Source organism: Silicimonas algicola (genome assembly GCF_003148765.1).
Lineage (GTDB): Bacteria > Pseudomonadota > Alphaproteobacteria > Rhodobacterales > Rhodobacteraceae > Silicimonas > Silicimonas algicola.
Genome location: NZ_QGGV01000019.1, coordinates 1 through 6,887 on the forward strand (window position 1 = coordinate 1; position 6,887 = coordinate 6,887).

Here is a 6,887-nt window from a genome sequence, read left to right on the forward strand (position 1 = left end):
CGCTTCACGTTCACCGCCCAGCCTGCCTCTCGAAGGAGTGCCGTGATTCGACGGTAGCCATATCGGCCATACTCCGAGGCGAGCGCGATGATGTCCGCGGTCAGCGCGTCTTCATCGACCCTTCCGCGCGGCACCTTCCGCTGGGTCGAACGATGCTGGCCGAGCGCGCGACAGGCGAACCGTTCCGAGACGTGGAACTTCTGCCGGACGTGGTCGATGCAGGCACGACGGCGGGCGGGGCTCAGAAGTTTCCCGAGGCGGCCTCCCTCAGGATCAGCTTCTCGAGCGTCAGGTCGGAAACGGCTTTCCGCAGCCGCTCGTTCTCCTTCTCCAGCTCCTTGAGCCGCTTCACCTGGTTGGTCTTGAGGCCGCCGAACTCCTTGCGCCACCGGTAGTAGGTGAACTGTGTCACGCCAATCGACCGCACCGCCTCGGCCACCGACCGGCCCTGCGATACCAACACGTCGACCTGCCGCAGCTTCGCGACGATCTCATCGGGCTTATGCTTCTTCTGGGGCATTCCTTTGTCCTCCATCTGGCTCCAAAGCCTACTTCAGGGAGGACCACTTTTCAGGGGGCAGGCCACATCGTCGGCGAAGCCCGCGAGTTACTCGCGTTCGGGGTTAGTCTGGCCACTGTAGTTTGAAGGCTCCGGCCTCCCGCGAACACCCCGCCGATAAGATCTCCTCATGCTGGTAGCACACCAGGCCAAGGAATTGAGTGGTCAATGTATGCTCATAGTAGCAAACCGCCGCGACAACTGTCGTTCCGGCCGTGCAGAATGGACTGACCCCTCACCTTATCTTGCAGAGCTCCTTCCTACTGCGGCTCAAGGCATGCTCGATGCTCCTGTCGAGGATCTCGCTGCCTATGAGCGCGTCGGGTTCGTTTCCCAAACGATACTACGGTCGCTCGAGTTCGCACGATGCCTTGCAGTGGTCGACCGAATTGCCGCGAAGTTCGCCGGATGATGCCGCGCTACGTGTCCCTCGGCAGCTATCCTGTTCGCACGGAGCCGCGGCTCTTCACCTCTGCGTGGTGACCGGCACACCAGCTTGCTCCGAACCCAGTTTCCCTGCGCCGGCGGCGGCGCAGATCTCATCGAGCTCGACGACGCAAGAGAGCACGATCCGGCGATCCACCATCATCGCGCGGATGCGGTGCTCGAGGTGCCAGTCCACCTTTTAGATGACCCCTAGATTCTCCGAAAGCTTGCGGGCCCTGACGCCCTCCAAATACGTTGTGATGAGGCAGATCGCACAAAGCCATCGGCCGAGCAGGAGCTTCGTGCGGTGCATGGCTGTCCCTGAGGTCACCGTGATCGGCCTCAGGCGCCTCCGGCAGGAGAAGAGACTCGATCGTGACCGTTGCCGCGTGAAGCGGTCACCTGCTTGCTCAGTTGCATCGCGGCCGCCGCACTCGGCCGAGCGGGAAGCGGGGCGTTTTGAAGCCTCGAGGCACGTCTCAGCGTCCGCAGCGGTCTTCTCAATCGCAGCGCAGGTGATGTCGTCGGGGATGCGGCGCGGCCTACGGTTCTGCAAGATGCCGGCAATGTTGGCCGCTCAGGAGAAACCGATAGGAACAACATCTGCGGACTGATGTGTCGGCGCGATGCGGCGGGCGCGACCGATCGGAAAGCACTGGGTCTCGACCTCCGTCGAGCAGAAGTTGGCGACGACTCATCCCATGCCTGACCAGGTCATCGACACAGCCCGGCTAGGAAGAGCGCCGGCGATGCGCCTTGCAGGCGATCTCCGAGCGCGGGCCGAAGGCTCCCGGGCGATGCGTCGGATGAACGCGCCAGCGAATTCGAAGGAGATGAGATGTTCTGTCCCTGCGCCTTGGAGCAATCCCATGAAGGAGCGGGACCTGTGCGAACGCGATTCAAGGCTCGGCTTCGCGTATGGCAGCACTTCCATTCCCAGCGCGCCTGAGCGCTCCCGCACGGCTCAGTTTGCAGATGGTCCCTCGGCGCACTTCACCTGAGCTTCCCACTGATCCATATCCTCAATTATGTTGACTACTCACTGCTTTGAATACTAGGCTCTTTCTCCATAGAAAGCCGGGTCGGCCAAGTGAAAGAAAGGGACTTCAATTGCGTCGAAGGACGCTTGCAAGTATCATCGGGACCCTTGGGATTGGCATTTCCATCCTGTCTGGCGCCGGGAGTTTCCTTCCCGATCCGGTATTTTCCGCGAACAACGTGATGGTTAATCGTCAGCCAGATCTTACCGAAGATGACCTCGCCTACCTTGCCCAGACGATGCGTGATGCACCAAGACCACGCGTCTTGGTTATAGGAAATTCGGCCACGTTGGCTTCGGATTTTCTCGGCCACCTGTCTCGTTACGCGCAATCAACCGGCAGCCCCGCCACTATCGTTCGGGCCTCAGCCGGTGGTGCGCGATTAGTCGAGACACTCTCCATTCCGTCTCTTCGAGACCTTTTGGCAACTGTCTCTTGGGATGCAATTGTTCTCCAAGACCATTCCTCAACGCCCATCGACGAAGAACACCGAGCAGCATCCTTCGCGACGATCTTGCAAGTGGCGGAGCTAGCTGCTCCGGCGTCCATCATACTCTTTCCGCATTGGCCCAGTGGGCCAGGGAGTCGCATCTATAGGAGCGACGTGAATCGATGGGACAGAGTGCCATCGAATCCGGCAGAGTACGCTACATGGGCGTTCGAGCACTATCATGCTGCGGCACAGGCTACCGGTGGAAAAGTCGCTCCCGTTTTGGAGAACTGGCTATCCGCGCTCGCCGCGGGAGAAGATCTTTATCTGCCCGACGCTCATCACGCGAATGAAACTGGCGCCAGACTTGCCGCAGATGCCGTGTGGCAGACCCTGTCGGACAGCCTTGGTCAGAGATGAACAGTGAAGTGACTGCCACGCCAAAAGCTCAGGTCGGTCATTGCAACAAACCGAGCCTTCTTCAGCGCCCCGGACTGTTTGACCTCGTACGACCTCATCGCAGCCAGCGGGCGTTCGGTGCCGGCAAGCGAACTCCAGTCGATCATCTTGTCGGGCAGGCTTTGGGACGCCTCGGAGGCCAGGATCATGACTGGCCTGTCCCTTGAAAAGTGGTCCTCCCTGAGTAGGCTTTTGAGCCAGATGGAGGACGAAGGAATGCCCCAGAAGAGCACAAGCCCGAAGAGATCGTCGCGAAGCTGCGGCAGGTCGACGTGTTGGTATCGCAGGGCCGGTCGGTGGCCGATGCCGTGCGCTCGATCGGTGTGACACAGTTCACCTACTACCGGTGGCGCAAGGAGTTCGGCGGCCTCAAGACCAACCAGGTGAAGCGGCTCAAGGAGCTGGAGAAGGAGAACGAGCGGCTCGGGAAGGCCCTTTCTGACCTGACGCTCGAGAAGCTGATCCTGCGGGAAGCTGCCTCGGGAACCGAACGTCCACGTCAGCGAAAGGTCTGAGCCCCGCCCGCCGTCGTGCCTGCATCGACCACGTCCGGCAGAAGTTCCACGTCTCGGAACGGTTCGCCTGCCGCGTGCTCGGCCAGCATCGTTCCACCCAGCGGAAGTTGCCGCGCGGGCGCGCCGACGAGGAGGCGCTGACCGCGGACATCATCGCGCTCGCCTCGGAGTATGGCCGATATGGCTACCGTCGAATCACGGCACTCCTTCGAGAGGCAGGCTGGGCGGTGAACGTGAAGCGGCCCTGTCAGCAGATTTGAATTGCGAATCGCCTGCCGGGTAATGATCGAACGCATGGCGGCGGGAGGGGCTGAAGGTTCCTACAAAACAACCGACGAGGGGCTGGCTCTGGCTCAACGGCGGGTCCTGCATCCGTCTGGGAGCGCACCGTCCGATCCACGTCTCGTCCGACGACTTCGTAGAGAGCCGGACCCATGACGGAAGGAAGTTCCGCATGCCCTACCTGATCGACGAGTTCACCCGGGAGTGCCTGGCAGTCCGGATCGACCGGCGGCTGCGATCGACGAACGTGATCGACGTGCTGTCTGACCAGTTCATCCTGCGCGGTGTCCCGGATTCCATCAGGTCGGACAATGGGCCTGAGTTAGCGGCAAGAGCGGTGCGGGACTAGATCGCCGCCGTCGGCGCGAGAACCGCCTACATCGAGCCGGGGTCACCGTGGGAGAACGGCTACTGCGAGAGCTTCAACGCAAGGCTACGCGACGAACTGCTCAACGGCGAGATCTTCTACAGCCTGGCCGAGGCGAAGATCGTCATCGTGAGCTGGCGCCAGCACTACAATACAAAACGACCGCACTCATCCTTGGGCTATCGGCCGCCGGCTCCGGAGGCCGTCTCGTGGCCGGCTTCACCACCCGGGACCGCTTCGCCGGCCACACCAGCCGTAGCGCCAAGACCCGTCATGCACTAAGATTGATACCGGACCACCCGATGGGGGCAGGCCATGACCTCTGCCGCATGAGTCCCGAACATAATCGCGCCGGCCGTGGCCAGCTTCTGCGCCCAACAGGCCGCCTTTGCCCAGAATGCGGTCCTGGTGTCGGAAGCCACAAACTGAAACACACTTCGGGAAGGTAATCGCCTAGTTTGCCTGGTCCTCGCCGACGTTGTGCGTGCACCGGTTCGTAAGCTCGCGCTGGATATCTTCGGATCCGGCGAGCTCCGCCAGCACGGATTCACGGCGAGAGCGACCGCGGCGCGCAGGCGAAGGTCGGCGCATCTGCAAAAGAGGTTGATTACGACCAAGCCGAATGCTGCCCTCCAGCCTCTAGGCCCCGCCATGCGTCGTGAAAGCACGTGGACGAGTTCTTCGCGGTGGAAATGAATATTTTCGGATAACGGCGCGCAGGTTGCGACTTCATTGCCCCCGCGTCTTGCGCTCTAAGACACAAGAAGCGGGGGAAATACATTCTGTCGGCTCGGCAGGTCAGACGAGCATGCCGTCGTGCCAATCCTCCTCGTCCTCTTCGTATGCGCCCATGCTCTGATCCTCCATCCGGCCGACAACCGGAAGGATGTCCCGAAGGTCAGGTGAGTCGTCGTCATGATCCGCCGACGTGCTATTAACCTCGGACTTCAAGACGGGCTCAACAGGCTGCGGATCGTCATCGACAACCTCGCGACCGAAAATTCTCCTGATAGCCGCGATGATCCACCCTAACAGACCCTGAACGTCGTCTCTGGAGTGCGCGTCATCGCTCGAACCTTCCTCGTCAGATTGCTCGTCGGAGCCTCCCGGTGAAACGGTATCCGGCACGCCTTCCTCGCCTGCAGGAGGCGAGTCTTCCTCCGGCGGTAGATCGACGGGTCCGGAAGATGGGGATTCCTTCTCATCCGGTTCGTCGTCTTCGGCCGCGGGTTGAGAGTCATCACCGGGATCGACTGGCAGCACTTCGTCCTCTGGCGGCGGTTCAAACGGCTCGGAGGGAGTACCCTCGTCCTCGTCAGTCGGCGCCGGTGTGTCAACCGGGTCTGCGGGCTGCGCCGAGTCCGGCGCGTCGTCTTCGTCTTCGCCGGGCGGCAAGGGAATGAGGTCGTCCTCCGGGATTGCCTCGTCGTCGTCCGCGGGCGTGGGATACTGATCACTCGGTACGAACGCCACGATCCTGCTTTCGGTCATCAGCCCATCGAGCGCATCGCGGGGATATACGGCACCGCCGTAGTCCTTATCGATCATGCCGAGCTCTTCCCATTCCTCGCGCGCCGAGGTCGTCGACTCGAGCTGAAAATGCGCACTTCCTGCTGTGTCGGTGATGAACCACCCATAGTCCTTCATGGCAACCATGATCGTCCTCAGGCTATTCGCGGTGACGTCTGACACACTATCGGGCAAGCGAGCGATATGCGCATCGATGTCATCATAGGATACGTCGAGCGCAAAGCGCGTGCCCTCTGGAATCCCGTCAAGGCGTACGCCGGGAAACTCCAACTTAGTTCCGGGCGCGACGAATTCGCTACCGCTTGTGTTTTGAATAGGCATGGACAGAGCATGCTCGATTACGCCTTGCGCCACCTCCTCTGGCCGAACGAGCATCGCGGAGTACTGTATGCCGACACCCCTAGAGGGCGCGAAGCCTTCCTCGTTGTCGAAGTAACTACCGGGGACCAAGTTTCCATTAGAAACATTGACTGAATTCCCATCGAACTCTGCTTGCCAGAGGTTCCATTCACGTCCTGTCGCCGGATCAAGGATAATGATTTGCGCGTCGCTACCCGGAGCGGCCTCCCACGATGGATCAAAGGGAATTCTCGTGCCACCGAGGTTTCCCCAGCCATTGCGATCAACGACAGGAAAATCGGGCGTGTCCTCCGTCACCTCATAGACCGGATAGGTATACGACGTGTTATTGATATTGAAATTTCGGACTTCCCGATCCGTATAGCTGTCGTCCCAAAGCTTAGACGCAAGCTCTTCGCTGTTCTCCGCCCGGGGAAGACCCGCTACAGGGATATTCCAAGGGGCATCGGGGCTAAAGGGCCGGACATAGGCATCGTTTGCAACGGGCATGCGTTGCTCCCATTGTTGTTTCTGTTACAGAAGGTATGGAGAGAAACTGACCACATTCCGTTTACTGGCTGCCCGAGTTGCGTCGATATTATGGCGAGATGCAAGCATCGTTGTGGCGGGCTGTCTGGTGAACGCGGAAAGCTGCCCGAAGGCGCAAGTCACAAGCATTGTTCCGCCGGTGCAGTTGCCATTTCGTCCCAGAGATCGGAAACGGCGCCCGGAACCGGTGACCTGCCCCGCTCGAGTGGTCCGGTTCCAGTCTTAGTGCATGACGGGTCTTGGCGCTACGGCTGGTGTGGCCGGCGAAGCGGTCCCGGGTGGCGAAGCCGGCCACTAGACGGCCTCCGGAGCCGGCGGCCGATAGCCCAAGGATGAGTGCGGTCGTTTTGGATTGAAGTGTTGGCGCCAGCTCACGATGACGATCTTCGCC

At 60.8% G+C, this 6,887-nt stretch carries 3 protein-coding genes and 3 pseudogenes; 1 reads left to right on the top strand and 5 read right to left on the bottom strand.

The annotated features are described in order from the left end of the window. From C8D95_RS21495 to C8D95_RS21500, 3 genes and pseudogenes are all read right to left on the bottom strand, one after another. Positions 1-520, bottom strand: a pseudogene (locus tag C8D95_RS21495) (transposase); the annotation flags it as partial. A 505-nt stretch (positions 521-1,025) separates the two neighbouring features. Beyond that, entirely contained in the window at positions 1,026-1,181 is a 156-nt protein-coding gene (locus C8D95_RS22225; protein WP_164721540.1) for a hypothetical protein, read from the bottom strand. 1,684 nt (positions 1,182-2,865) lie between these two features. Beyond that, the gene (locus tag C8D95_RS21500) at positions 2,866-3,063 is read right to left on the bottom strand and encodes a hypothetical protein (protein WP_109761256.1); all 198 of its coding nucleotides are present in this window, start codon (positions 3,061-3,063) and stop codon (positions 2,866-2,868) included. Positions 3,064-3,159: 96 nt separating this feature from the next. Between C8D95_RS21500 and C8D95_RS21505 the strand changes: the two are divergent. Further along, positions 3,160-4,360 (top strand): annotated as a pseudogene (locus C8D95_RS21505) (IS3 family transposase). 516 nt (positions 4,361-4,876) lie between these two features. Here C8D95_RS21505 and C8D95_RS21510 read toward each other — a convergent pair. After that, positions 4,877-6,457: a hypothetical protein gene (locus C8D95_RS21510; protein WP_109761257.1), complete on the bottom strand. Its 1,581-nt coding sequence runs from the start codon at positions 6,455-6,457 to the stop codon at positions 4,877-4,879. A gap of 336 nt (positions 6,458-6,793) precedes the next feature. Further along, positions 6,794-6,887 (bottom strand): annotated as a pseudogene (locus tag C8D95_RS23030) (integrase core domain-containing protein); the annotation flags it as partial.